Raw genomic sequence first — 24231 nt, 5'->3', positions numbered from 1 at the left:
GTTTTTCTGCCTGAGCCGCTGAGGGTAATTTGCGAGAATCTTCTTTATTCATTCCCGCATTGTAGCGTAATATTCCATTGCCGAGTTAATAATAAGTACGGCGATAGAAAAAGCAAGGCCAGTGCTATGAAAAGAACAACCCTGTCTCTCCTGCTCCTGACGCTCGTTTTCAGTCTGCCACTGCGAGCGGCGGAGCGCCCCATCGCCATCGCCATTCACGGCGGCGCAGGCACCATCGAAAAAAGAAGAATGACCCCGGAACGGGAAAAGGCCTATCGCGACAAACTGCGCGAGGCACTGGACAGGGGTTACGGGGTACTGGAAGAGGGGGGCAGTAGCCTGGATGCCGTCGTCGCTGCCGTCAATGTACTGGAGGATTCGCCGCTGTTTAACGCCGGCAGGGGCGCCGTCTATACCTACGACGGCCACCACGAACTGGATGCCTCGATCATGGATGGCAGGACCCGCCAGGCGGGCGCCGTGGCCGGGGTCAAGCGCATCGAGAGCCCGATCAAGCTGGCGCGTATGGTGATGGAGAACTCACCCTTTGTGATGCTTTCGGGGGAGGGCGCCGAGGCCTTCGCCAGGTCCCGGGGTATGGGGCTGGTGGATAATAAGCTATTCGATAGCGAGCAGCGCTACCAGCAGTTGCAGAGGGCCAGGGAAAAGCTGGAAAAGGAACAGAAACAGGATAGGGATTACAGGGCCGCAGTGGAGGAACTTCCACAGGCCTACAGGATGGGCACTGTCGGCGCCGTGGCATTGGATAAGCAGGGCAATATTGCAGCGGGCACCTCCACCGGTGGCATGACCGCCAAGCGCTACGGGCGTATCGGAGATTCGCCGGTGATCGGCGCCGGTACCTTCGCCGACAACCGATCCTGCGCCGTCTCCGCCACCGGCCACGGCGAGTACTTTATTCGCTACAACGTGGCGGCAGATATCTGTGCGCGGGTGTTCTACCAGGGCAAGACAGTGGCGCGGGCGGCCGACGAGGTGATCAACAAGGTGCTGGCCCGAGCGGGCGGCACTGGCGGCGTGATAGTACTGAATGCGGCCGGTGACATTGCCATGCCCTTCAACACCAAGGGGATGTACCGGGGCAGCCGTAGTTCCCGCCAGCCCGCAGAAGTAGCTATATTCGGGGATAAAGAATAGGTGGCCGCGGGGGCTGCCTGTCACAGGAAGAGATGGAGTTCAGCCATGGGAAAACGCAGGAAGAGCAAAATGAGCCGGCGCGAGATGGAGCGCTCTGTGCGGGTGTTCTGGGGTGGGGTGTTGTTGTTCGGGCTGTTTGCGGTGCTGCTGATGCACGCCGCCCTGGCCGCACCCGCCTGATTCCGGGGGGGCAGCTTGGCAATGAATGGCGCCCCCGGCAGGGCCGGAGCGGCCGTTTGCAAAGCGCAGCTTTGCGGTCGTTCCGGCGCCTGCCAGCTTGCTGGTGGGCCGGAATAGTCCTGCGCTTGTGATTTGGCAGAGGAGTGAAGTTGAGGTGCGGGAGTTGCGGCTCTCTTCAGGATATGGCGCCCCCGGCAGGACTCGAACCTGCAGTGCGGACTTAGGAGGTCCGTGGTTTATCCTGTTAACCGACGGGGGCCATGGGCCTCGGATCGACGGATTCCGTATCGCGCCTTGCCGAAGAAGGCGGCTATTCTAACGGCTGTTTGCCCGGGTGTCATGCTGAGAGCTCCAGTCCCCGAGAGGGGCCTCTCGCCGTGGGGGCCGCTGGAGACGCGCAGCTGCCCATTGCTCCGCTCTCCTGCCGGGTACCGCCATCTGTCACCATGGGTAACACTGGCTCCGTCAGTTACCCCCTTTCCCGCCGCCTCAGGTTCACCGATCTGTCGAAAAACTGTCGCATTTTAGTCACCCTTCGCCGGTAATTTGGCGCCCCTGGCCCGGGATTTCGGGGAAGTTTTTGCCCGCCGGCGGGATGCCCCGCAGCGGCGCAAAAAAACTTGTTTCCGCGAGCAAAATTTTGCTTGACCGGGATTGGCAGAGCTGGCTAATCTGCGATGGCACGACAAAAACAACAAGGGTGTTTCTGCTCTCGCAGATCGAGATTGTGGAGTTTCGTATGAGCGGCAACGTTAGCGAAAATTACGTCGATTTTGATAACGATGACATCCCCCAAATAGCAACAGAGGTGCTCAGGCAAGCCACGTCGCAGCCCCCCCGTGATGCCCGCCGAATGGTCGAGGATAAGCTGGAGGAAATGCGCCTGCGACGTGAACTGATGGATTACGACTTCGATTGATAAGCAGCGGAAAGGCGCCACATGCGGCGCCTTTTTTACATTTTTGCTCGGTATCGGGTCGAGGCTGGAAGGCGCTCGGGCATTCGCGCTCTTTACGTCTTGAGCTAATCCATTTAAGGTTCATTCTGTTGGAGTGGATACGCGAGACCCTGCGGTGCGGGAAAAGGCGCCGCTGGAGTCTGTTTTTGCCCGATAGAGAAGTTCGCATTTCAGCCGCGCTCAAATGCAGATTCTGCTTTTGGACGAAGGTCGGTTTTCGGGGCCGGCCAAATCGCGCCTTTATTGATTTGTGCGACTTTTTCTTCGGGGCGGCAGTTAAATAGCTCAGGATGAGCTATTTAATTGTTGAAAAATAATGAAAGGGAAGTTCGCAATGGTGGTATCAGAACAGGCAACTGCCCGGGTTTCTTCGGAGTTGTCCGAGGGCGGGGATGCCCTGACGATTCGAGTCGCCGGCAGTTTTGACTTCAACCTACACCGCGATTTTCAGCGCGCCTACCAGAACCTCTCCCCCTCCCCCAGGCACTACTGCATCGATCTCTCGGAAACCCTGCACCTCGACAGTGCTGCACTGGGAATGTTGCTGCTGTTGCGCGACCATTGCCTGGGGGAAGAACCGGAGGAGGGGCAGTGCAGGGTGGAGCTGATGAATGCCAATGATCATGTGGGCAATATTCTCGCGGTATCCAATTTCGACAAGATCTTCACGATACGTTGACGGTGGCGGGCCGGTTCCGGATAGCGGTGATCGAGGGCGATACCGGGGAATCGGAACGGTTGCTGAGACTGCTGGAGGGGTGCTCTGAGGGCGGGCTTGGGTCAATAGAGATCAGCCTGCTGGAGAGCACCGCCGGCGCCCTGGCCGGCTACCCTGCATTGCGCCCCGATGTGATCATTTTCGGTCCCCTGGCGGCGCTGCGCGCGACGACGGCTGACCTGCAGCAGTTGCGCGCCCGGGCGGGCCTGGAGCCGGTACCAATTCTGTTTGTCTTGTCCGAGCGGGATTCCGGCTCCTCAGCCTGCTTGCAGACCGGCTGCGACGATATTCTGCTGACACCCTACAATCCCGACCTGGTGCAGCTGAAACTGGCCGCCCTGCAGCGTTTTTGCGATTTCAATCGCAGTCTGCAGGCACAGCGCAATCGTTTACGCCGGCACCACGCCGACCTGTTGCAGGAGCAGGCCAGCGCCCGGCAGATATTCAACAACATGGGGCACGAAAGCTGCCTCGACCAGACCCGCGCCATCCGCTATCACCTGTCGCCGCGCGCGGTGCTCGCCGGTGATGTACTGACGGCCGCCTACGGTCCCGGTGGCAAGCTGATGCTGCTGCTGGGAGACTTTACCGGCCACGGCCTGGCAGCCGCCGTCGGTGCGGTTCCCCTGACTTCAATTTTTTACTCGATGGTCTCCAAGGGCTTTTCCCTCAGCCATATCCTGCGCGAGCTCAACGGGAAGCTGCATCGCGTATTGCCAGCGGATATGTTCTGTTGTGCAGTGATGTTTGAGCTGGATCCGCACAAGGGGCAGGTTCGCCTGTTCAACGGCGGTATGCCCAGCGCCTGTCTGCGCCGCAGCTGCGGTAACCTGCGATTGTTGGAATCGCGCCACCTGCCGCTGGGCGTGCTCGACGAGGCCTCGATCGAGGAGGCCATAGTGCATATCCCGGTGGAGCGGGGAGATCGCCTGTTTCTGTGGAGTGACGGCATTCACGAGGCGCGCAGCCCGCGCGGCGAGCACTTTGGTGAGCAGCGTTTACTGCAGGCGCTTTCCTCAGAGATTCCGGAGGGGGAGTGTTTCGATCATATCCTGACGTCGGTGAGCCGCTACAGTGTCGACCAGCACGACGATCTCTCTCTGGTGGAAGTGGCTTTGGACACTGCTGCACCCTGGCAGGACGGCGCCTGGGCGTTGGATGTGCAGCCCGGGTCGAAGGCGGCTCGCATCGGTGACTGGTCGATCAACTTTACCCTGGGGCCTGAAGAGTTGCGCGATGCCGACCCGCTGCCGTTGCTGCACAGTGTACTGGCCCAGGTGCCGGGCTCCGATAGCTTCCGGGATCCGCTGACCATCGTGCTCGGTGAGCTGTTTCGCAATGCACTGGAACACGGCCTGCTGCGCCTGGACAGTGCCCTCAAGGAAACCGACCGCGGCTTCGCCGAATACTATCGCCAACTGGAGCGCGGCCGGCGTCAATTACGCGAGGGCTGGATCAGGATAGCGCTGCGCTGCCGCGACCGCGGCGGCAGGGGACTGCTGGAAGTGGTGGTGGAAGACAGCGGTGCCGGATTGCCGGAACTGACCGTCGGCGGCAATGCCTACTCGGGGCGCGGGTTGCCGCTATTGCGCGCCATCTGTCGGAAGGTGCAGTTGCAGCCGGGCAGTAGTCGGGTGCGTGCCGTCCTGAACTGGGGTGGGTCTTCCAGGCGCGGGAAATCCAGGGCGATGGCGACGGCCTGAACCCGGAACTGATGCCGGGAAACTCCGCCGGCGGCTCACGCCTGCGGCGTCGCGCCCTTGCTGCGGGAGCCGAGCTTCCCGACTAGCCACTTCTGTAACTTTTGCAGCTTGTGCGACAGCTTGCCGCGCTTGGCCTTGCGCTCCCTGTCTGCCGCGCTCACCAGCCAGGCGACCTGAATCACCAGGCGCTGCCCCTGGAACGGCAGGTGGCCGTGAAAGGAATTTTCCGTGCGCTTGAAGGCGACCAGGGTGCCGTAGGCGGGCTTGATTTCCGGCACCACCATATCCTCGTAATCATCGATCCGCTTCAGCAGGCGCAGGCAACCGTTGCCGTCCAGTGTCCACTCCGGGTTCAGGTAGAGAAGGGCAGTGGCCACCTTGGATTTGCCGTCGGTGTGAATGTTGCCGTGGCGCTTTCTCAGCGAGCGGCTGATGGAGACGTAGGTGGGGTACTGGGACAATCTTTCGACCCCCAGCCTGTCTCCGATGGTGTCGGCAAAGGCGGACTCCACCAGGCCATCGACCAACGCGTTGATCGAGTCGCCGCACAATTCCTTCTCGTGGGGCAGGTAACCCGCCCCCTTGAGGCGCGGGAAGTCCTCCAGCAGCGACGGCATCGGCTCGTCGGACAATACATTCCTGGCGACAAAGAAGGGGAAGGGCTGCCTTTTGACCAGGGTATCTTTGTGGGTCAGGGCGCTGGCATTGAGCCAGCGGCTGGCGTCCGCAGCGAAGCATGTCATTGTGTCGTGTCCTTACTGACTGATCTGGCGGAAGTGCCAGAAAACATCGAAAGCATTGCTGAGCTGATGCCGACTTCTGTGGCGCGCCCGATCTCCCCTCCGGGCGCCGACACCCGAAAGGTGTCGCCTGTCGGTCGAGACAAAATAACAGAGGAAAACCCTGCGGCCAATATCGACAAGGGCGCCGCAATACGGTGGGTGGCGGCGTGGTAACACGAGTGAGGGCGCCCCGCCGGCGACCCTCCTATGTCGATCCCAGCCCGACGCACAAGTCGAATTCCATGCATTTGGCGCCAGTGCCGGTATAATGCCGGTCAGATTTTCATCAAATGTAGTGTTGTTGGTTCCCATGCCCGTGACTCCTGAGTCTCAAGATCTGCTGCAAGTGCGCGACCTGTCCTGTAGGCGGGACGGGCGGCGCCTGTTTGCCGGCCTCAGCTTCGCGCTGGGAGCCGGTGCAGCGCTGCAGATTGAGGGTGCCAATGGCGCCGGCAAGACGACGCTGCTGCGCACCCTGATCGGCAGTGCCGGCGACTTCGACGGCCGGATTCTTTGGGGCGGCAGCCCCTTTCCCCAATCCCTGCCGCAGCTGCGTGAATCCCTGCTTTTTATCGGTCACCGGGCCGGTGTGCGCGCCGGCCTGACACCACTGGAGAACCTGGTCTGGTACGGCGCAGGCCGGGATGACGCGCTGCGGGCGCTGGAGCAGGTGGACCTGTTCGGTTTCGAGGACACCCTGTGCCAGGAACTGTCTGCCGGCCAGAGCCGCCGCGTGGCCCTGGCGCGGCTGTATCTGCCGCAGGCGCCGCGACTGTGGATTCTCGACGAACCGCTGGCGGCTCTGGATGTGGCCGGTGTGTCCAGCCTGCAGGGGCAGATGGCCGTCCACCTGAGCCGCAGCGGCAGCATACTGTTTACTTCCCACCAGCCGGTGGCCCTGGCGGGGTTGCAGCGTATCGACCTGGCCGAGTACGCCGTGGACGAATTTGCCGATGAGGTCGGGGGTGCGTATGCCTTCGGTTGAATCGCTTTCCGGTATCGCGCCGGCGGCTTCGCGGGCTGCTCCGGGTTTCGGCGCGCTGCTCAAAGTGGAATTGCTACTGGTACTGCGCAAGCGCGCCGATATTGCCAACCCCTTGCTGTTTTTCGTCACGGTGCTGGCGCTGCTGCCGCTGGGGGTGGGTCCCGAACCGGAACTGCTGGCCAGGGTGGCCCCGGGCATTATCTGGGTGATGGCCCTGCTGGCGACGCTGCTGTCCCAGGAGAGCCTGTTTCGCAGCGACTTCGAGGACGGCACCCTGGAGCAGGTGACCCTGTCCCCGCAGCCGCTGTATTTCGCCGTGCTGGCCAAGACGGCGGTGCACTGGCTGGTCACCGGCCTGCCGCTGGCGCTGTTGTCGCCGCTGCTGGGCCTGATGCTGAACCTGCCCGCGGCCGGCTATCTGTGCCTGTTTGCTTCCCTGCTGCTGGGCAGCGCCAGCCTGAGCCTGATCGGCGCCGTCGGTGCCGCGCTGACGGTGGCCCTGCGCCGGCCCGGCCTGCTGCTGGCGTTGATCGTTATGCCGCTCTATGTGCCCGTGTTAATCTTCGGCACCGGCGCGGTACAGGCGGCCATCGACGGCTACGCCTACAGCGCCCAGCTGGCGATACTGGCCGCGCTGCTGGCTGCGGCGGCGGCACTGGCGCCCCTGGCGGCGGCGGGTGCCATTCGCATCAGCGTTGATAATTGATCTGGAGGTTCCCTTGGCCTGGCAATGGTTTCACCGCTTGGGTTCGCCGCGCTGGTTCTACGAGAGAACCGGCGTCTGGCTGCCGTGGTTGGCGCTGGCGAGCCTGGTATTGTTGACCGTCGGCAGCGTCTGGGGCCTCGGCTTTGCGCCGCAGGACGCCAAACAGGGCAACAGCTACCGCATCATTTATATCCACGTGCCGGCCGCGTTCCTGGCCCTGGCCGGCTACTACATTATGGCCATCAGCGGCGCCATAGGCCTGATCTGGAAGATGAAACTCTCCTTCGCGGTGATGCGCGCGGCGGCGCCCATCGGCGCTGTGTTGACTTTCGTCGCGCTGTTTACCGGTGCCATCTGGGGCAAGCCCACCTGGGGAACCTATTGGGTCTGGGATGCGCGTATCACCTCGATGCTGATATTGCTGTTCCTGTATATCGGCGTTATCGCGCTGGCGCGCGCCTTCAGCCGCGAACAGGTGGCGGACAAGGCCTGCGCTCTGCTGGCCCTGGTGGGTACGGTGAACATTCCGATTATCTACAAATCGGTGGATTGGTGGTTCACCCTGCATCAGCCGGCCACCATCAAGCTGACCCAGTCCAGCAGTATCGACCCGAGCATGTTTTACCCGCTGCTGACGATGATTGTCGGCTTCTATTGCCTGTACACCTGGACCCTGATTGCGCACACCCGCACCCTGGTACTGCAGCGGGAGTGGCGCACCCAGTGGGTGCAGCAGGAACTGGCGGAGGGCAATCGAGGTGGAGACTAAGGTGGAATTTCAGTTTGCCAGCCTGGCGGATTTCCTGGCGATGGACGGCCACGGCATCTACGTGTGGATCGCCTACGGAGTGACCGCTGCCGCGCTGATTGCCCTGGCTGTCTACCCGTCGTTGCGCCGCCGCCAGTTGCAGCGTGAGCTGCAGCGCCAGCAACGCATACAGCAGCGTCGGCAACAAGTGGAAAGTGACAGAATCAAAACAGCAGAGCCCGCGTAGGGTGCGCCGTGCGCACCAATTCCGAATCGGTTAATCCGGATCCCTGCTGGTGCGCACGGCGCACCCTACGAGCGAATTTCGAGAAAGTCGGAGTACAAAGAGAACCATGCACCCAGCACGCAAACAGCGCCTGATACTGGTCATAGTCCTGGTCGCCCTGTCCAGCGCCGCGGTGGGTTTCGTCACCTACGCGATGCGCAATAACATGGATTACTTCTACGCGCCCAGCGCCTTCGCCGCCGGCGAAGTGCCCTTCGAGAAGCGCATCCGCGCCGGTGGCTGCGTGGTGCCGGGCAGCGTGCAGCGCGCGTCAGACAGCCTGGACGTGCGCTTTGCGATTACCGACGGCGAGGCGGAGCTGGAAGTGGTGTTTGACAAGATACTGCCGGATCTCTTCGCCGAGGGTGAAGCGGCGGTGATTACCGGGCGCCTGCTGCAGAGTGGCACCCTGCGCGCTGACCAGGTGCTGGCCAAGCACGACGAAAACTACACGCCGCCGGAAGTGGCCGAGTCCATGGCTGCCGGTGCCAGCTGCGCGAATGGGGCGAAAACATGATCCCCGAGCTGGGCCACTTCGCCCTGATCGCCGGCCTGCTGCTGTCCCTGGCGCTCACCGCCGTGCCTCTGGCCGGCAGCTATAGCGGGCGGTCGCTGTGGATGGAGGCCGGCAGGCCACTGGCACTGGGGGTGCTGGCCTTCACCTTCTTTGCCTATCTCTGCCTTACCGCCGCCTTCGTGCAGAGCGACTTTACCGTCAACTATGTGGCGCAGAACTCCAACAGTATTCTGCCGCTGCACTACAAGATCACCGCGGTCTGGGGCGGTCACGAGGGCTCGATACTGCTGTGGCTGCTGATACAGGCCGGCTGGGCCGCGGCGGTGGCACTGTTCAGCCGTCAGCTGCCGGCTGAACTGGTGGCGCGGGTGCTGTCGGTGCTGGGCCTGGTGCTGGTGGGTTTCTTCCTGTTTATCCTGCTTACGTCCAACCCGTTCGATCGCACATTGCCTTTCCCGCCGCTGGAGGGCAGCGACCTGAATCCGCTGCTGCAGGATCCGGGCATGATCATCCATCCGCCGTTGTTGTATATGGGCTATGTGGGTTTCTCGGTGGCCTTCGCCTTTGCAATTGCCGCGCTGCTCGGCGGCCAATTGGATGCGACCTGGGCCCGCTGGGCGCGCCCCTGGACCGCGGTGGCCTGGGCTTTCCTGACCCTGGGCATTGCGCTGGGCAGCTGGTGGGCCTATTACGAGCTGGGCTGGGGCGGCTGGTGGTTCTGGGATCCGGTGGAAAATGCCTCCTTTATGCCCTGGCTGGTGGGAACGGCACTGATGCACTCCCTCGCCGTCACCGAGAAACGCGGCCTGTTCAAGAGCTGGACCATACTGCTGGCGATCTTCGCCTTCAGCCTGAGCCTGCTGGGTACCTTCCTGGTGCGCTCCGGCGTGCTCACGTCGGTGCACGCCTTCGCCACGGATCCGCTGCGCGGCGGTTTTATACTAGCTTTCCTGGCGGTTGTGGTCGGCCTGTCGCTGCTGCTGTTCGCGCTGCGCGCGCCGGCGGTCAGCGCCGGCAGTGTGTTTTCCTTCCGCGCCCGCGAGACCTTCCTGCTCGGCAACAATATCCTGCTGGTGCTGATCATGGGGGTGGTGCTGACCGGCACTCTCTACCCGCTGCTGGCTGATGCGCTCAACTGGGGCAAGATCAGCGTGGGCCCGCCGTTCTTCAATCTTTTCTTCGTGCCGCTGATGGCGCTGCTGTGCCTTTTGCTCGGCCTGGGTATCCACGCCAACTGGAAGGACAGCCGCTGGGACAGGCTGCTCGGCACCTGGCGACTGCCGCTGGCAGTCGCGGTGGTCGCGGCGCTGGCGCTGCCGTTTACGTTGGGTGAATTTCACTGGGGCGCTGCGCTGGGTATTTTTGTCGGCGTCTGGGTGACCGCGGCGAGCGTGGCCGACATGCTTGCCAGGACCCGCAATGCAGAGTCCGTTATCGCCGGCTTGCGGCGCCAGCGCGCCAGCTACTACGGTATGCACCTGGCCCATGTCGGACTGGCGGTGGCGGTGCTCGGTGTGGCACTGACCACCATCTACAGCGAGGAAAAAGACCTGCGTATGGGCGCCGGCGACAGCCACAGCGTGGCCGGTTACGATTTCCGTTTCGACGGCGTGCGTGTGGTCCAGGGGCCCAACTACCGCGCCTTCGAGGGTGTGCTTCACATAAGTAAAAATGGCAGCGCAGTGACCGAGCTGCACCCGCAGAAACGCAACTATTTCTCCGGCGGCAACACCATGACGGAGGCGGCCATCGACTCTGGGCTTTTCCGCGATCTTTATGTCGCCCTCGGTGAGCCGCTGGACAATGACAACCCCAACGGCGACTGGGCGGTGCGACTGCAGTACAAGGCATTTGTGGTGTGGATCTGGCTGGGTGCACTGCTGATGGCGATCGGCGGCGGTATCGCGGTGGCGGACAAGCGCTATCGCAAGGTCAAGGCGGCCCGGAGGGCGCCTGTGGATGCCGGCCTGGCAACGGCATAAGGGAAATATTTCAATACAATGGCAAGGTTAAAACTGTTTCTGCCGCTGATGATTTTCGTCGCGCTGGCGCTGCTGTTCTGGCGCGGTCTGTTCCTGAATCCGCAGGAGATGCCATCGGCGCTGCTGAACAAGCCAGTGCCGGAATTCTCTCTGCCGAAGGTCGCCGACAGCGAAAAGCTGCTGCAGAAGACCGACCTGCCCGATGAGCCGTTGCTGCTGAACGTCTGGGCCACCTGGTGTATCGCCTGTCGGGTGGAGCACCCCTACCTGAACAAACTGGCCCAGGAGGGGGTGCCCATCGTCGGTGTCAACCTGAAGGACGACGACGCCGAGGCACAGAAGTGGCTGGACAAGTTCCACAACCCCTATCTGTTCAGCATTGCCGACCGGGAGGGGCGCCTGGCCCTGGATCTGGGTGTCTTCGGTGCACCGGAAACCTTCCTCGTCGATGCCGAGGGCACCATTCGTTGCAAGCACGTGGGCGTGGTCGACGACCGCGTCTGGCAGACCAAGCTGCAGCCCCTGTACCAGAGACTGAAGACACAACATTGGGACGAGTTTGCCGGTGAGTTATCAGATTCCCTGCTCTCCCGTTGTCAGTGAAACCGAGGAAAAGAAAAGCCGTTTTATCTGCTGGCTGGGGCCGATGCGGGATAAGGTGGCTTTTCAACAGCAGTTGGATGCGGCTCGCGCCCGGTACCCGGACGCCAGCCACCACTGCACCGCCCTGGTGATCGGTAACCCGGCCAACCCGGAAGTCATGCAGTCCGACGACGACGGCGAGCCCGGTGGTAGCGCCGGGCGGCCGATGCTGGAACTGCTGCTTAAACAGGAAATCGGCAATGTCGGCGCCATAGTCACCCGCTATTTCGGCGGCACCAAGCTGGGCGTCGGCGGCCTGATGCGCGCCTATCGCGGTGCCGTTGGCGCGGCGCTGCAGTCCGTCGATCTGAAGCCCTTTATCCCTTTGCTGCAGGTGCAGATTGCCTGCGATTTTGCCCAGGAATCCCGCCTGCGATTTCTCGCTACCCAACACCTGGGCAGTTGTGAAGAGACCGAGTACAGCGACAGGGTAACCCTGAGCCTCAGTTTGCCCCGGGATCACTGGCCGGAACTGAAAGAGCGGCTACTCGCGGAAGCATTTGAAATTCGTGCAGTCGTCGAATAAACATCACCTCTCTACTTCCTTTTCTTCTAATGCTGCGCCCGCTTGTCATCTATTTATTCGGCAGGCTTTCAGAAACATTTATTGATCTTTCGCGCCGTTCGAAATGTTACTGCTAGAAGTCGAAAAAATTAAACTACCGGGCAGGCTTTTTTAGTATTAGCGTTTGTATCTGAATAATTTCGTATAAATTGCTCAGCTAATATCGGGAGATGTTCCGTATAAGGAGCGGGGAAGATTTTACCGGACGGGAATCTCCGTATTTTCTGCGTTGGATCACAGCATCTGTCTTTGCGGCAATATGCTCTTGCTTTAGAATTTTGACCTTCACGGAAGAGGCGCGGAACAGGTTAAGGGACTATCCATGCAATTGAATATAGAGAATCGCCAGGGCGTGCGCTATCGGGTCAGAATGGGATGGGCGTACCAGGCGGGCTTTGCGGGAAATACCGACGCCCTCCAGTTGCTCGAGAGTTTCGACAAAACAGCACCCGAGCAGTTTTCCGACCGGTCCCTCTGCTTTGCCCGCCAGACCCCCGACCCCACCGCCCCCGGCGGCCGCCGGGAATTTGAAAGCCGCACTCTGCTCGACCCCTACGCCGGCGCGCCGGGTCACCTGAGCGAACGGCAGAAGAAAATCTACCTGGCCCTGGCCGACAATCGCCTGGTTATCGAGGAAAACCCGCTGGGGGAAGATGACCTGGCGGAGCAGCAATCCATGCTGCTGCCGAGAATCCGCATGGGCCTGCAACAGATTATTGCCGAAGAGCGGGCCGAGGCGGCGCGCATCCAGCAGGAACATGAACAGCGCAATGCGCTGGAAAAGGTGGGTGCCTATATCGAGCGCGGCGCCATCGGTTTCGGTAATTACGCCTGGGACCTGGCCGTGTGGACCAAGGATGTGGCCGAGGTGGCGGCACTGATCAGCCCCATGCGCCAGGCCAGTGCTGCGGCCTCGGCCGCCGTCGACTACGCCCTCTACGACAAGCCGCTGGAGCAGTCCGCCCGCGAGCAGCTGGCCCAGGTGCACAGGGAAATCGTCGACGTGCTGGGCTTCGACCCCAGCAAGATTTCCGTGGAGCAGCTGGAGCAGGCCTTCGAGATTGCCCAGTTGGTGTACGACGAGCCGACCCTGCGCGGTGCCGTCACCCAGTTTGCCCGGGACTATGTGAAGGCCCAGCACAGCCTGGAACTCACTGAACTGGCCGGCGGCGGTGTATTCGAAATCATCCTCACCATAGTACTGGCGGCAGTGACCGGCGGCGTCGGCGCCGTGGCCAGTATGGCGAAGAACGCGCGACTGCTCGCGCGCTTCAAGGGCATTGGCGAACTGATGATGGACTTCGCCAGGGCCCGCAAGCAGCGCCTGGCCCTGGCCAAGACCCGCGGTGCCCAGACTCAGGGCACCAAGTTTGCCGACCTGGAATCCGTCGACGCGCCCGAGTCGCAGGCGCCCGCCGCGGCGCCGGCGCGCAAGTCGAGTGCCGCCGCTGCCGCGGGCGGGGATTCCGAAGCGGGTAGCGGCGCCCAGAGTGCGGGCGGGCCCAGCGAGGCGGACAAGACCAACAGCGACACAGGCCAGAACCAGAACGGCGAAACCAGCCAGTGCAACGCCAATGCCTGCGAGGGCGGTGAACCGATCAACCTGAAAACCGGTGAAGAGCGCCTGACCCTGGTGGATGCGGTACTGGACGGCCCGCTGCCGCTGACCGTCGCTCGAACCTACCGCAGCAGCAACCCGAAGGATTTCGGACTGGGTCACGGCTGGACCCACACCCTCTGCGAGCGCTTGGAATATCGCGGCAAGGGCAGGGCGCTGCATTTCCACGATGCCGAAGGTCGGGTCATCGCGCTGCCGATTCCCGGCGCCAGCGGCCGCAGCCACAATGTGGTGGAGCGGCTCAGCCTCACCCGCATCACCGACGAGCATTGGGTGATTGCGCCCTACGGTGCGCCCAACGGTGTGCAGAAGCACTTCAAGGCCGCCGATCCCTTCTCCGAGTACCTGGACCTGGCGGAAGTCCGCGACGGCTACGGCAATGGCTATCTCTTCCACTATATTGACGGGCGCCTGATCTGTGTCGAGAGCAGTCTCGGCGAGGCGCTGCACATCAGAGCAGCGGGCAAGCGCATAGGCGCAATAAAGAAAGAGACCCACGACGGCCAGATTGCGACTCTGGCCAGCTACCAATACAGCGACGAAGGCGACCTGATCGAAGCGGCCGATGCCGACGGCCACAGCGAGCGCTATCGGTACCACAATCACGTCATCAAGCAGCGCACGCTGAAGAGCGGTTACAGCTTTCACTTCGAGTGGGACGCCGAAGGCCCCGGCGCCCGCTGCCTGCGCCAGTGGGGCGATCCCATCGACGGCCAGCCCACCTACAGTTACCAGTTCGACTGGGACGACGACGGCAAGGGCGTGACTGTCACCGACACCCGCGGAGGCGTGGAGCGCTACCGCTTCAACGAGCGCGCCCTGCCCATCTACCACCGCGACCCGGAGGGGGGCGAAAGGCTCTACAGCTACAACGCACTGGGGCAGTTGACCCGGGCCCAGCTGCCCGGCGACGAAGGCGTCCTGCGCGAGGAAGTCTACGAATACGACAGTCACGGCCGCCTGATCAAGAAAATCGACGCGGCCGGTGGCGAGCACCGCATTGAGTACAACGCCGAGGGCCAGCCGGAGAAAATCACCAACCCCGCCGGTCACAGCTGGCAGCGCCGCTACAACGCCAGCGGCCAGATCACCGAAACCATAGATCCGCTCGGCCAGGCGACAAAGTACAACTACAACCCCATAGGACTGGTGGGTAGCGTCACCGATCCCCTAGGCAACGCCACCCGCTACCTGTGGAATTCCCAGGGCAGGCTGACCGCCGTGCAGGACCCGATGGGCCGCTCGCAGCACTATCGCTACGACAGTGCCCAGCGCCTGGTGGAAGTGCAGCACGCGCCCAATCAGAGCACCGATTACGAATACGATGCCCAGGACCGCATCAGCGCGGTCACTGCACCAGATGGCGCCCGCACCCAATACCGCTACAATCCCCAGGGCCTGGTGGCGGAAATTGTCGACGCCGAGGGCCGCAGCACCCGCTACAAATACGACGGCCTCAGCCAGGTCAGGGCGCGCACCAACCCCGACGGCAGCCGCCTCGAATACCACTACGACGGCGAGCGCAACCTGGTCGGCCTCACCAACGAAAAGGGCGAGCGCTACCAGCTCAAGTACGATCTCAGTGAGCGACTGATCGAGGAAGTCGGCTTCGACGGCCGCGTTACCCGCTACGCCTATAATCGCGCCGGTCACCTGGTCAGCAGCCGCGCCGTTACCGACGCCGATACCGGCAAGGGTGTAGATACCGTCTTCGAGCGCGACGCCTTCGGACGGCTGCTGGAGGAGGTCACACCGGACGGAGTCACCAGCTTCCGCTACAACCGCGCCGGCCAGATGGTCGAGGCGGAAAACGCCCACCGCAAACTGCGCTGGGAATACGACGCCTGCGGCAGAGTGACCGCCGACTGGCAGGACCAGGCAATAATCCGCCACAGCTACGACGCCGCCGGCCACCGCATCGCCAGCACGCTGCCCGACGGCGAAGTATTGAAATTCTCCTTCAACCCAGCCGGCCAGTTCGAGAGCCTGCACCGCCGCCCCGCCGGCGCTGAAGCCGAGCAGCTGCTCACGTCAATTGCTCGGGATGAGTTGGGCCGCGAAGTGCAGCGCCAACACGGCAACGGCCTGGCGAGCGAGCGCGACTATGACCCCCAGGGCCGCCTGCAGAAATTGCGCCTGGGCAAAGCCGCCGGCCCAGTCGCCAATCCCGTGCAAAAGCCGGTGCACGAACGTGGCTACAGCTACAACGCTGCCGGCCAGCTTGCGCAGATAGAAGACAGCCTGCGCGGCACCCGCAACTACCACTACGACGCCCTGGATCGCCTCACCCAGGTTGAGGGCCCCAACCCCGAACACTTCGTCCACGACCCGGCCCACAATATCCTCGCCGCCGCCGGCACTGCGGATGAGGCACAGCAACAGGCGGGTACGACAGAAGTCAGCGGCAACCGCCTGGCCTTCCGCGGCGACACCCACTACCGCTACGACGTCCACGGCAACCGCATCGCCGCGCTGCGCGGCAAGGGCCAAAAGCTACAGACCCGCTATCACTACAACAGCCGCCAGCAGCTGGTCCGCGTTGAACAACTGAAAGTAGAGCTGGGCGGGGAAGAGCAGCTGCAGCGGGAGACGCTCTACCAGTACGACCCACTGGGCCGGCGCATACGCAAGCAGGATTCTGGCAAGCGTATCGACTTCCTCTGGGATGGCGATGTACTGCTGCGTGAAACCTCGCGTGATATACAGACGGGACAGGACCTGAAGGCGCGTACTTACTACTTCGAGCCGGGTACCTTCAAGCCTGTCGCCCTGAGTGAAGGCGGGGAGATCTATCACTACCACCTGGATCATCTGGGCACGCCGGATGCGCTGACGGATGGCAGTGGTGAGGTGGTTTGGAGTGTCAGTTACCGGACCTATGGCAATGTGGCGATTGCGCACTGTGAGGAGATAGAACAGCCGCTTCGGTTTCAGGGGCAGTACTTCGATGAGGAGACTGGGCTGCATTACAACCGGTTTAGGTATTATGATCCGGAAGTGGGGCAGTTTGTTACACAAGACCCGGTTGGGTTAATTGGGGGCGTTAATAACTATCGGTATGTTCCAAACCCAGTTGCGTGGCTTGATCCATACGGATTGACTTGTAAAGAAGCTATTTCTGACCCATCTCGCTTACTTCCTGCACCCAAAGACTCTAATCCTTGGATGCCTGATACTCCTATTGAAAGTGATGTTGTTGGGGCTGATGGATTAATAGTGTACAGAGCACATGGAAATGGCAGGGCTACAGGGGGGTGGGTCACATTGGAGCCGCCTCCAAACCAAGCCTATGTCCGGTCTGAGCTTGCTGTAGCTCCCGAGTGGAACGATGCAACACAGTTTTCTAAGATTAAACTGGCTCCAGGGACTCGTTATCAGTCGGGGATCGCTGGTCCTCAAAACTTCCTTGGTGGGACGGGTGGGGGGCATCAAATACAGGTGTTAAATTTTGAAGATATCCTGAAACAGGAAGTTCTTGAAACATACCCGTTACCAGAATAGGTTATATATGGCTCATCTTTCCATGAAGTCTCCAAGTAAAAATAAATCAGTTTATCTAACTTTTAAAAGGGAAATTCATTTTGGTCCTATGCTTTTTAATGCGACCTTTGAAGGTTTCAAGATAAATGAAGAGTTAGATACGATAACGGAAGATTTATGTTGGAGTGACGATGAGCATTATTTGGCTGTGGTTGAGGTTTCATTTGATAGTGTTAGTAAATCAAATATAAGTCGGTTGAAGCTTATCGATACCATTACGGGAACAGTCAGTACTGTTGATATTAGGAGTGGGCAAATAATACCAAAATCAGTTTCTAATACAGGCGATGTAAAATACTAAAAGTAAGGCTATGGAAGCTAAATAGTGTCGGTCCATAAGCGCGCAACTCACTGAAAAAAGGGCCACTTACGGATTTGGCGCTAGCTAAAAATCCGAATAATGGAGTATGGGATTTGAAATTTAAAGAGTTATTTTTCTCAAAAGAAAAATTTTTCTCCGTGGGAATTGAAGAGGGAAACGATACATATTATATAGCTATTCCTGTAAGCAATAGGAGGGCCGATTACGAAGAATGTTATAAGCTAGATAAAGAAATTTTTGAGTCTCATAAGAACAATCTCGAAGAGCTTGAGTATATCGCAGAAGAATGCAGAAAAAGGAAGCGAGACTCCGATTTGTTCATGGCGCCCGGAGAGGATCGGGGGGTGCCGCTTTGAGAACGGAAAGGACATCAGTGATCGAATAATTATTGGTCAATTGAACCATTTATCTGCCTTGCAGTTATCTTTCCTACTGACGCTACTTCTCCTTCATTCTATCAATTTGAGCACATTTGCTTCCCTAAATGGGGTCAATTCGATATAAATTGAGTGCCGATAACAATCCTGGTAGGTTAAATTTTAATCTGTCGCGTAAAAAGAATAATAGCTGCTTAGGAGAGGAAAAGTGCCTGCTACCGCGTTACTAGGAATGACCACGCCATCTGGTTGGAAGGTGATAGAGCAGTTAAACAATACTCTTGGTTCAGGAGGGAATTTTTGCTGTAGATATATTGCTGAATCTAAAAATGGCCAGATTGGGTTCTTAAAAGCAATGGATCTCACGAGAGTGGTTGGGCGAGGTTTGGAGGCCATTCATCGATTAGTAGGGGAATATCTATTCGAAAAGGAGATACTTTTTTATTGTAAAGATAAGAAGATGACAAAGGTAGTGACGCCTTTGGATGCAGGAGAATTGAAGGTTCCAAACTTTAGCCCTCCTCTCGACCAAGTTTATTATGTGATTTTTGAATGCGCAGAAGGTGATTTGCGACAGCAGCACTTGGAGTCCTCAACCAAATCTTGGTTGGCTGCATTTTCAGCATTGCATCAAGTTGCAATCGGAGTTCATCAATTGCACAAAGCTGGAATAGCGCATCAAGATATAAAGCCATCAAATATTCTATGTTTTGAGGAGAGTTTATCGAAAGTATCGGATTTGGGTCGGGTTACTGATAAAAATGCTAAATCGCCTTTCTCTGGAATGGAATTCACTGGTGATCGCTCATATGCGCCCATAGAGCTACATTTTGGAGTTCAAAGCCCCGAATTTTCAGATCGCTTTTACTCTGACATTTATATGGTTGGAAGCTTAGCTTTTCACTTGGTTTCTGGTGCCCAAATCACACCCTTTATATTGCAAGAATCTCAGTCAATGGTTCCAAATATAAGAACTATGTCATATGTTGATGCCCTTCCATTTTTGACGACCTCATTTGCTGCAGTTCTTGGGCATTTTCGCGCAGAGTGTACCAAATTTTTTGGTGGGAAAATATCGGATCAGCTTGTCACTATCTTTTTTGAAATGTGTCATCCCGATAGAGATAAGCGAGGATCTCCAAAGCATACTTTGAAGTTGGCTCGGTTGTCGATGTCAAGATATGTCGGTTTGTTTTCAACAGTGTTGAGAACTGCGCATATGCAGAGGGTCCCTTAGGTATGAATAGAGTCATTTTAAGAAATAATAGGCAACTTATACCAAGATGGCATACTTCAAAAAAAGCATTTCGCATGCTTTTTCCCACTGTAGGGCAAGAAAATTTCCCTAAAGTTGAAGCTTCTGATTTTAGGCTGGAACCTTCTGTTGAACAATGGAAGAGCAATCGAAATATAAACAATGCGTTAGACCTATATTTGCGCTTATGGCAAGCTGGAATTTCTGACCATGAAGCAATTCCTGAGATTTACAGTTATTTAGAAGAGAACAGAGCTAGCCTCTCATCTGTTGTTTCAAACTTGCTCTTTCCTGAAGATAAGTCTCTGGAATTTGGTGGTGGTCAGTATGTGATCAGGAAAGACTTGGTAAGTCAAATTATTGGACAGCTTAAAAAGTCGGTTAGAGAATATCCTGATGATCCACTTTCTTGGATGGATTTGGCATTTTATTACTCTGTAACAGGGGATAACGAGAAGTCCAGAAAGTGTGCAACCATTGGTTCTAAGCTGGCTCCTAGTCATCCATTTGTTGCTAGAACTTATAGCCGGTATTTAGTTCATCATGAAGAGGGTGATGCTGCTTTGGCTGCTTTAAGGCGGACAGGACTAGTTAAGAGCCATCCGTTGATAGCAAGTGCGGCGTTGTCAGTAAGCTCTGTTTTTGAGTTGAGCAGAGTGGATGTTAAATCCGCAAAAAAAATTATGTCTAGTTATTCTGGGCATCCAGTAATGCTATCTGATCTGGCTGCTTCATTAGGTACTTTAGAAATAAAAAATGGTGCATTAAAAAATGGGAAGAAGCTTCTAAATTTTGCGCTTTCGAACCCTTCCGAAAACGCTGTTGCTCAATGTCAGTGGTTGTACCATAAGCATGGTATTTATTTGTCTGAATCAAAGAATTTATCAATTAAATCTATTGAAGGTGAGGCAACCTTGTCTTATGTGGAGGGAAGGTTTGCTGAGTGTAGAGAAAATTTGTTAGGTCTTTATGCGTTTCAGCCTTTTAGTGAGTCTCCGATAGTTGATGCCGGATATATGAGTATTGTAGCTTTGAGAGATCCTGGTTTCGTAGTTAAACTTTCCGAGGGCAGAGTTCCATCTTCTAGCATGAGTTTTTTGGAATTAAACAATCTTATCGTAGCTAAAGCTCAGTTAGGGATGGTTGATCAGTTGAGTATAGAGCTTCGTCATTTGAGTGAAAAGTTGGATAAGAGTAATGAAAATTTAGCGGCAACTTACCTCGCGACATTGGGGTTGTGTGAATTTTCTAGGGGTAAGGCTTGTTTGGGTAGTGCTCTGTATGAAAAGTCAATAGAAAAATTCATTGAGAGTAAAAGTGAGCATGGCGAGGCTTTGGCAAAACTTTTTTATGCAGAGCAGATATCAAAATTAGATCCGAAGAAATCGGATTTTCTGAGGTCTTCAGCATTGGAGATTGCGAAAAGGAATAAGTACCTTGAAATGGTAGAATCTCTCAAGCCGTCGATTTCTCTAGTCAGCAGAGTGATGGGCCGCTTTCTGGAGTAGTTGTTACCAAAGGAACTGGACACCCACAAATTTAAAGACAAGTGTTAGGTAGGTTTTTCAGGTGTGGCTGAGTCTGGACTTTCCGGCTGAAATGATTGGTTTTTTTTGAATTGGTGCTTTGAAGCACCAAAAGTCGTTATGCAGATGTAAGCCGCCTTCGCAGACAACCTGTGGGGGCTTTTTAAAGTAGAAGTAATTGATTAGGTCGCGGGCGGAGAAAGGTAGCGCTCGCAGTCTCGGATGCCGTGCGTCCAGCGCTTGCCGAGCTGCTCGCAGGCTGTGCGCACTGAGTGGGCGGCGCCGACCAGAGACTTGAAGCGACTCTCGAAATTTCGGTTGAGGTAGAGCCAGTGCCGGGGATCTATCTGCAATCGGTCGAGAATCGACGGCAGCCTGCTATCGATGGCTCCGCGCTTGCCCTCCGTAGAATCCGCCCGCTCAAGTCCACCAGCTCCAGGTAGTCCTGCAGCGGGAGTGTTTTGTTTGATGGGTTTCCTGTTTTGCTTGAATATGATTAGGGGTTTTAATGTCCAGAAAATTTATTACTTACGAAGAGTATAAATCACATGCATATTCAGTGTGGTTTAGCATTGGTGAAGCTTCAGATCTCGCCAAATCTATGATCTTTGATTTTGGGCGTGAACCTGATGTGCTAACCCCTTTGGATCGGGGGAAAGATTGGCTATTTAGCGAGTTATGTAAATTTCAACCTAAAACAGGTAAGTTGTTGCTCGAAGGTGGAGAATTGTTTGTTGGGAGTAGAGTTCCCATTCGCCCCCCGAAAAAGGTTGGCGACTCACCTAAAGGGCTATTGTCACTTTACATAGAGGTCCAGGGTAAGTTAGTGCAAATCGGTATTCCTCGCCCGAGTATTAGAGATCGTCAGACAATGGCAGATGACCTGCCGATGGCTATAAGAAATGGATACTATGGGAAGAGACTTATAGATGGGTTAACGTTGGTATTGGATACAGCATCGCTTCCCAATGGTAGGCTTTTACCAATACCCATTGCATGCGGCTGGTCGATAATCAATCACTGGTCTAAAGCCTTAAAGTTGGATAAAAATATTCTAGATAAAATAGTTAAAACTTTGGAGCTTGAGCAGAATAAGGATGGTAATTACTATGATCTAAGATCATTTTTGGTTCATTTTCCTAGTGATTGTTCAGATATTTCTGATAGTGACGTTTTATTTTTACATCAGCCCAAGAAACAGATTATTCATATGGGAAATGGCGATATTGCAAATATTAGAGTACTTGATAAATATAGTGAAGCAATTGATCAGTATTGTACTCATACCATATTGAATAAACCGGAAAGATTCAATTTTGAACCGTTTTTTTCGAAACAAAAAATACTTGGATGATAAGTTTCCTGTGGAAATAGGGAGGGTCAGAATTCTGTGTCAGCAGAAGTGGAACGCCCGAGAATCGAAGCAAGAAATTGGATGCCCACAAATTGAAACTGTAGAAAGAACCACAAATTGGACACCCATAAATTGAAAGACAAGTGTCATGTAGATTTTTCAGGTGTGGCTAAGGCTGGACTTTCCGGCTGAAATGGTTGGGACTTTTTGAAGTGGTGCTTTGAATCGTCAAAAATCGTTATGCAGATGTAAGCCACCCTCGCAGGTTGCCTATTTAACAATATATAGATTTCCACCGACAAAGCCAACGACAAGAGCTTTCGCTTTTCGTAACTAACCGACGTTACTGCGACATGACTGTAGATAACGTCGAGCAATATTGATTAAAGTGATCAGTGCTTGACCTTACAAGCGTAACAGTAGAGCTTTATCAGAACTGGCAATTTAGGCCGATAGCTGACATGGTGGTCTATGAGGTGAGCGTCAAGTCGCGGAGCACAAAACTGATTCACCATTGTATAGTATCCCACTAAATTAGTAGAAGGTGACGAGCCGCTGATCGCAGAATCTTAGTCTCTTATCGTTTAATTATTGAACGCGCCCTTATAAAAAGGTTATTTTATTCTAGTAGTTAGCGTTTCATTTTAAGGAAAGAAGGAATATAACATTCATGTTTAAAATTTTTATTAGTGCGCGTTACTTAAAGACCTTTATCAGTAGCGTCACGGTATATTTGGCAATGATATCGGTAAGTGTATCGGCAGGAGAAACTGAAGATTTTGTCAATAAACTCAAAACACACTATGAAAAAACAAGGTCAATTAAGAAGTTCTCACTGAACTATCACTTCTTGAATAAACAATATAGATCCCATGATTACTGGGACTATCAAGCACCCGATAGAGTCTTGTCCGTACGAATGGTTGAAGTCGATCTAGAAAAAAAGCACTTTTACGACAATGACATACTTTATTCTCCAGGTGGGCAGATACTCGATAGAGTCCAGTTCCAAAATGATACACACAGCTATTACTATGAAAAAAATGGCAACTTTTTAGGCAAGCGTTACTTTAATGAAGGCATGGGTAATTTTGATCGATTTGTAAGCTACAATGCCTTGAATATCGATTTTCTAGCAATAAGACCCCTGCTTGACGAAGCCAATATTAAAAGCAATATTACCCTTCGCCAAGATAGAAAATCAGCAACAACCACCCTTACCCATAAAAATGCTAATGATCACATTGTCGATTATGAATTTGATAATAGCACGCTACAACTATTAAAAATAAACAATAAAACAAGGCAAGCAATTTTTATCTATGATGACTATCAAACGACAAGAGGCCTCACTTTTGCTCGCTCGGTAAACAAATATTATAACGGCGCAAAGGAACCCGCTTACATAAGTTTCAATGATAAATTTGAAATCATTGAGGAAGTAGACGCTGCCAAACTTCAACTGCCACAAGGATACGGCCCAGAAGTTAAACCGGGTGATGGCGTTTTAGTCGCAAAAGAAATCGCACAAGACCTTTATGTTATTACCGACTCTGGTGGTTGGCGCAACAGTTTATTTAAAGTGAATGGCGATGAGATAATGGTTTTTGGTGCCGCCGGCTATCCCGAATTATCAACAAAAACAATTAAGCTTATTGGTGAACAGTTTCCAACTAAGAAAATTAGCGCGATTCATGTAACCCATGCGCAAGAAGCTGATATTGCAGGTCTCACCGTTTATGCTGAACATGGTATTGAGATGCTTGCCGATGAATATAGTATAGCAGCCATCAAAGCCTACCCAGACTTTGCAAACGATATTCACAGGTTCAAATTCCGCACCATTGAACACGAACAAGTTATTGATGGCGCAAGCTTTTATGTTTTGGAAAGCATGCACGCTAAACGACAAAGCTTTGTTTATTTCGAAGACAGTGGCATAATTTTCCAAGCAGATTTTCTTAACATTGCGTTCGATAATACCGTTCCTAAATTAATACCCAATTACACTCGAACCTTTATCGATTTCATCCGCAGTAAAAAGCTTAAGTTCAACCGCATTGTTGGCAATTATAAAAATAATAATATTTCAGTTGAAGTGGTAAATAAAACCTATAACGCCATGATGTAACCTGAATTTGCTCAGGCTGTACAGTAACGGTATTCACCTGACAGTTTCCTCTCAGTGAAGGTTAGCCCCCCAAGGCACCAAGAGATTGTCCACGCCAATCACCCATATACAAAAAAAGGCCCGGGCCTTTCTGGCAGGGGCTTTTTGTTTTAGGGGGGGCGGGGGGGGGGGGGACCCC

21 protein-coding genes and 1 tRNA gene are annotated in these 24231 nt (G+C 55.6%); 20 read left to right on the top strand and 2 right to left on the bottom strand.

The genetic code is table 11. The features are described from left to right. Positions 1–126: 126 nt before the first annotated feature. Complete coding sequence (locus IG627_RS13010; RefSeq protein WP_193192800.1) at positions 127–1158, top strand: isoaspartyl peptidase/L-asparaginase family protein; 1032 nt, start codon at positions 127–129, stop codon at positions 1156–1158. A gap of 45 nt (positions 1159–1203) precedes the next feature. Continuing rightward, positions 1204–1338, top strand: a complete 135-nt coding sequence (locus tag IG627_RS21110) for a hypothetical protein (protein ID WP_264300011.1) — start codon at positions 1204–1206, stop codon at positions 1336–1338. 183 nt (positions 1339–1521) lie between these two features. Here IG627_RS21110 and IG627_RS13005 read toward each other — a convergent pair. Then, positions 1522–1597: transfer RNA gene (locus IG627_RS13005), tRNA-Arg, on the bottom strand. Between the two features lie 321 nt (positions 1598–1918). On the opposite strand from IG627_RS13005, the gene IG627_RS13000 reads away from it, so the two are divergent. The 3 genes from IG627_RS13000 to IG627_RS12990 all read left to right on the top strand — a co-directional run bounded on the left by IG627_RS13000 (position 1919) and on the right by IG627_RS12990 (position 4717). Then, positions 1919–2257 (top strand): PA3496 family putative envelope integrity protein, encoded by a 339-nt coding sequence (locus tag IG627_RS13000; RefSeq protein WP_193192799.1) that lies wholly within the window; start codon positions 1919–1921, stop codon positions 2255–2257. 373 nt (positions 2258–2630) lie between these two features. Beyond that, a complete protein-coding gene (locus tag IG627_RS12995) occupies positions 2631–2975 on the top strand; it encodes an STAS domain-containing protein (protein ID WP_193192798.1) in 345 nt (114 codons plus the stop codon). 2 nt (positions 2976–2977) lie between these two features. Continuing rightward, positions 2978–4717, top strand: coding sequence for an ATP-binding SpoIIE family protein phosphatase (locus IG627_RS12990; RefSeq protein WP_193192797.1), 1740 nt, complete (start codon positions 2978–2980; stop codon positions 4715–4717). Between the two features lie 35 nt (positions 4718–4752). Here the strand turns inward: IG627_RS12990 and IG627_RS12985 are convergent, their stop codons facing one another. Continuing rightward, a complete protein-coding gene (locus tag IG627_RS12985; protein ID WP_193192796.1) occupies positions 4753–5460 on the bottom strand; it encodes a 2OG-Fe(II) oxygenase in 708 nt (235 codons plus the stop codon). A gap of 349 nt (positions 5461–5809) precedes the next feature. On the opposite strand from IG627_RS12985, the gene ccmA reads away from it, so the two are divergent. From ccmA to IG627_RS12910, 15 genes are all read left to right on the top strand, one after another. Further along, a complete protein-coding gene (gene ccmA / locus IG627_RS12980; RefSeq protein WP_226865073.1) occupies positions 5810–6484 on the top strand; it encodes a cytochrome c biogenesis heme-transporting ATPase CcmA in 675 nt (224 codons plus the stop codon). Continuing rightward, positions 6471–7190, top strand: a complete 720-nt coding sequence (ccmB, locus tag IG627_RS12975; protein WP_193192795.1) for a heme exporter protein CcmB — start codon at positions 6471–6473, stop codon at positions 7188–7190. Before ccmA ends, ccmB begins: the two co-directional genes overlap by 14 nt. Positions 7191–7203: 13 nt before the next feature. Beyond that, on the top strand, positions 7204–7959 hold the full coding sequence (locus tag IG627_RS12970) for a heme ABC transporter permease (protein WP_193192794.1): 756 nt from the start codon (positions 7204–7206) through the stop codon (positions 7957–7959). Position 7960: 1 nt separating this feature from the next. Then, positions 7961–8185 (top strand): heme exporter protein CcmD, encoded by a 225-nt coding sequence (gene ccmD, locus IG627_RS12965; RefSeq protein WP_193192793.1) that lies wholly within the window; start codon positions 7961–7963, stop codon positions 8183–8185. Between the two features lie 106 nt (positions 8186–8291). Beyond that, positions 8292–8741 (top strand): cytochrome c maturation protein CcmE, encoded by a 450-nt coding sequence (gene ccmE / locus IG627_RS12960; RefSeq protein ID WP_193192792.1) that lies wholly within the window; start codon positions 8292–8294, stop codon positions 8739–8741. Beyond that, a complete protein-coding gene (locus tag IG627_RS12955) occupies positions 8738–10723 on the top strand; it encodes a heme lyase CcmF/NrfE family subunit (RefSeq protein WP_193192791.1) in 1986 nt (661 codons plus the stop codon). Before ccmE ends, IG627_RS12955 begins: the two co-directional genes overlap by 4 nt. An 18-nt stretch (positions 10724–10741) precedes the next feature. After that, positions 10742–11326, top strand: coding sequence for a DsbE family thiol:disulfide interchange protein (locus tag IG627_RS12950; protein WP_193192790.1), 585 nt, complete (start codon positions 10742–10744; stop codon positions 11324–11326). Further along, entirely contained in the window at positions 11289–11891 is a 603-nt protein-coding gene (locus tag IG627_RS12945; protein ID WP_319024568.1) for an IMPACT family protein, read from the top strand. Before IG627_RS12950 ends, IG627_RS12945 begins: the two co-directional genes overlap by 38 nt. Positions 11892–12252: 361 nt before the next feature. Further along, positions 12253–17049 carry an RHS repeat-associated core domain-containing protein gene (locus tag IG627_RS12940; protein ID WP_226865071.1) on the top strand — a complete coding sequence of 1599 codons (4797 nt, stop codon included), beginning with the start codon at positions 12253–12255 and terminating at the stop codon, positions 17047–17049. Positions 17050–17071: 22 nt separating this feature from the next. Then, positions 17072–17389: a hypothetical protein gene (locus IG627_RS12935; RefSeq protein ID WP_226865069.1), complete on the top strand. Its 318-nt coding sequence runs from the start codon at positions 17072–17074 to the stop codon at positions 17387–17389. Between the two features lie 113 nt (positions 17390–17502). After that, positions 17503–17766: a hypothetical protein gene (locus tag IG627_RS12930; RefSeq protein ID WP_193192788.1), complete on the top strand. Its 264-nt coding sequence runs from the start codon at positions 17503–17505 to the stop codon at positions 17764–17766. A gap of 229 nt (positions 17767–17995) precedes the next feature. Beyond that, positions 17996–19024 (top strand): protein kinase domain-containing protein, encoded by a 1029-nt coding sequence (locus tag IG627_RS12925; protein ID WP_193192787.1) that lies wholly within the window; start codon positions 17996–17998, stop codon positions 19022–19024. 2 nt (positions 19025–19026) lie between these two features. Next, positions 19027–20550 (top strand): tetratricopeptide repeat protein, encoded by a 1524-nt coding sequence (locus IG627_RS12920; protein WP_193192786.1) that lies wholly within the window; start codon positions 19027–19029, stop codon positions 20548–20550. Positions 20551–21076: 526 nt separating this feature from the next. Next, positions 21077–21922, top strand: coding sequence for a hypothetical protein (locus IG627_RS12915; RefSeq protein ID WP_193192785.1), 846 nt, complete (start codon positions 21077–21079; stop codon positions 21920–21922). A 670-nt stretch (positions 21923–22592) separates the two neighbouring features. Next, positions 22593–24053 (top strand): MBL fold metallo-hydrolase, encoded by a 1461-nt coding sequence (locus tag IG627_RS12910; protein WP_193192784.1) that lies wholly within the window; start codon positions 22593–22595, stop codon positions 24051–24053. Positions 24054–24231 lie beyond the last annotated feature (178 nt).

The sequence above is a fragment of the Microbulbifer taiwanensis genome (assembly GCF_014904815.1).
Taxonomy (GTDB): domain Bacteria; phylum Pseudomonadota; class Gammaproteobacteria; order Pseudomonadales; family Cellvibrionaceae; genus Microbulbifer; species Microbulbifer taiwanensis.
This window is presented reverse-complemented; position numbering and strand designations above follow the sequence as displayed.

What these genes read in the sequence shown, in the direction of transcription:
- IG627_RS12935 (WP_226865069.1), top strand. Translation starts at nt 17,072, where the DNA reads ATGAAGTCTCCAAGTAAAAATAAATCAGTTTATCTAACTTTTAAAAGG.
- ccmE (WP_193192792.1), top strand. Translation starts at nt 8,292, where the DNA reads ATGCACCCAGCACGCAAACAGCGCCTGATACTGGTCATAGTCCTGGTC.
- ccmB (WP_193192795.1), top strand. Translation starts at nt 6,471, where the DNA reads ATGCCTTCGGTTGAATCGCTTTCCGGTATCGCGCCGGCGGCTTCGCGG.
- IG627_RS12995 (WP_193192798.1), top strand. Translation starts at nt 2,631, where the DNA reads ATGGTGGTATCAGAACAGGCAACTGCCCGGGTTTCTTCGGAGTTGTCC.
- IG627_RS12950 (WP_193192790.1), top strand. Translation starts at nt 10,742, where the DNA reads ATGGCAAGGTTAAAACTGTTTCTGCCGCTGATGATTTTCGTCGCGCTG.
- IG627_RS12915 (WP_193192785.1), top strand. Translation starts at nt 21,077, where the DNA reads ATGTCCAGAAAATTTATTACTTACGAAGAGTATAAATCACATGCATAT.
- ccmA (WP_226865073.1), top strand. Translation starts at nt 5,810, where the DNA reads ATGCCCGTGACTCCTGAGTCTCAAGATCTGCTGCAAGTGCGCGACCTG.
- IG627_RS12955 (WP_193192791.1), top strand. Translation starts at nt 8,738, where the DNA reads ATGATCCCCGAGCTGGGCCACTTCGCCCTGATCGCCGGCCTGCTGCTG.
- IG627_RS12920 (WP_193192786.1), top strand. Translation starts at nt 19,027, where the DNA reads ATGAATAGAGTCATTTTAAGAAATAATAGGCAACTTATACCAAGATGG.
- IG627_RS12940 (WP_226865071.1), top strand. Translation starts at nt 12,253, where the DNA reads ATGCAATTGAATATAGAGAATCGCCAGGGCGTGCGCTATCGGGTCAGA.
- IG627_RS12910 (WP_193192784.1), top strand. Translation starts at nt 22,593, where the DNA reads ATGTTTAAAATTTTTATTAGTGCGCGTTACTTAAAGACCTTTATCAGT.
- IG627_RS13010 (WP_193192800.1), top strand. Translation starts at nt 127, where the DNA reads ATGAAAAGAACAACCCTGTCTCTCCTGCTCCTGACGCTCGTTTTCAGT.
- IG627_RS21110 (WP_264300011.1), top strand. Translation starts at nt 1,204, where the DNA reads ATGGGAAAACGCAGGAAGAGCAAAATGAGCCGGCGCGAGATGGAGCGC.
- IG627_RS12985 (WP_193192796.1), bottom strand. Translation starts at nt 5,460, where the DNA reads ATGACATGCTTCGCTGCGGACGCCAGCCGCTGGCTCAATGCCAGCGCC.